Here is a 1,711-nt window from a genome sequence, read left to right as displayed (position 1 = left end):
ATATGCTCCCGGTCATAGATGATTTTCTCATAAATCTCATCTGAGACTACCAGAAGGTCATGGTCAATTGCAAGATCGGCAATGCACTGCAGGGTCTTTTTCCCGAATACACCGCCAGTAGGATTACCAGGACTATTTACAACAATAAGCTTTGTCTTGCTGTTAATGTAATCGGCGAAATTGTCTGGCAGGAAACCTTTTTCAGGAACTGTAGGAACCCAGACCGTATCTGCCCCCGCAAAACGGATGCACGCGTCATAGGTTACCCATGCGGGATCAAAGAGAATTGCCTGATCCCCATCATCAAGTGCAGCCATCATTATTTCGAAAATCCCCTGCTTTGCACCCGGGGTGACCAGCACGTCCTTCTCGGTCACATCCAGGTAATTTTCGGTCTTCATTTTTTCGGCAATGGCTGCCCTCAGTTCCGGAATGCCTGCAGACGGGGCATAATGGGTTTTTCCCTCATACATAGCCTTTGCTGCAGCATCACAGATATTTTTAGGGGTATCGAAATCAGGTTCGCCAAGGCTAAAATTGATAACGTCTGTACCCTCTTTAATCATTCTGGTTGCAATGTTGGAGATCCTGATCGTTGCGGATTCTTCTACACGCTTAAGCCTTGCGGATGACATAGGGATGGTCCTGGTTTATTGCATTTTGCTAGCTTATCGAGGCAATTTCAAAGCCGCCTCACCAGCTTTACTGCAGCCTCGACTGCCCTTTTGGCATAGTCTACACGTTCATGAGCAGCCATCCGGGTCATACCCGGTCCCGGAATTCCAAGCGTTACTGGCTTATTGAACTCAAGGGAAAGATCCATAATCTTTCTTGCAGCATGCTGCATAACCACCTGGTCATGGTCGGTCTCGCCTTCGATTACCGATCCTATAGTAACCACTGCATCAATATCTTCCCTCTGGCAGAGCTTCTTGATTGCAAGAGGCATATCAAAGACTCCGGGCACGAGAATGGTCTCTTTAACTTTTGCCCCAAGGAACTCTGCATGCTCTCTTCCAAGCAGCTCCATCTGATAGGTAAGATCCCTGTTAAATTCAGCTACAACGAATCCTAGGCTGATAGTCATCGAATAAGGTCTCCAGTCTTGTTTTTAATTAAGTCACAAAGTCGTTTCACATTCTCAAAGGGCCTGCATCCTCAAAACCCTGCCTCTGACCGGTACCGGCTTCCTTAACAAGTTTTTCCGGTTTGAAGAGCAGCTTTATTACGTTTAAGGCATGTTCCCGGGTCCGCCTGTCCATGAGAAAAGCGAGTTCTTTCTCGTCTTTTCCTTCATCCTCGTGGACAAAGACCTCAATAATATGGGTATTGGTCATAAGCTGGGCCATAATAAGGCCCTGAGAAGCTTCATGAGCGCACATTTTGTCTTTTTCCTTGCCACCGGGCATACCAAGAGCCATTACGATATCGCAGCCTTCTTCCTCAATAAGTTTTTTGGCTGCTACCGGAAGGTCCTTTATCCCGGGCACGGTTACCCTTTTAATCTGTGCGGATACATTTTTCTGTATCTCGTCAATTGCTGCACGCCCCATATTATAGCGCGCAAACGTGGTATCTGCAATTCCTATTATAGGCATGTGAATCCGATCGGAATTTAAAGATATTTTTTTGGTTTTCCTGAAATGTTATAAACACTGGCATGGAGGATATAAATCCCCTCATAGCCTGTCAAGAACACGGGCTGCAGCTT

The 1,711-nt window shown here is 46.3% G+C and carries 3 protein-coding genes; all 3 read right to left on the bottom strand.

Translation table 11 applies throughout. The annotated features are described in order from the left end of the window. A partial coding sequence (locus tag NC238_01200; protein ID MCM1564573.1) for an aminotransferase class I/II-fold pyridoxal phosphate-dependent enzyme occupies positions 1 to 635 on the bottom strand: 635 nt, incomplete at its 3' end. A gap of 47 nt (positions 636 to 682) precedes the next feature. Next, positions 683 to 1,087: a 6,7-dimethyl-8-ribityllumazine synthase gene (ribH, locus tag NC238_01195; GenBank protein MCM1564572.1), complete on the bottom strand. Its 405-nt coding sequence runs from the start codon at positions 1,085 to 1,087 to the stop codon at positions 683 to 685. A gap of 46 nt (positions 1,088 to 1,133) precedes the next feature. Next, complete coding sequence (ribC, locus tag NC238_01190; protein ID MCM1564571.1) at positions 1,134 to 1,598, bottom strand: riboflavin synthase; 465 nt, start codon at positions 1,596 to 1,598, stop codon at positions 1,134 to 1,136. Positions 1,599 to 1,711 lie beyond the last annotated feature (113 nt).

The organism is Dehalobacter sp. (assembly GCA_023667845.1).
Classification (GTDB): Bacteria; Bacillota; Desulfitobacteriia; order Desulfitobacteriales; family Syntrophobotulaceae; genus Dehalobacter.
The sequence above is the reverse complement of the archived record's forward strand: the minus strand, read 5'-3'. Positions and strand labels throughout refer to the sequence as shown.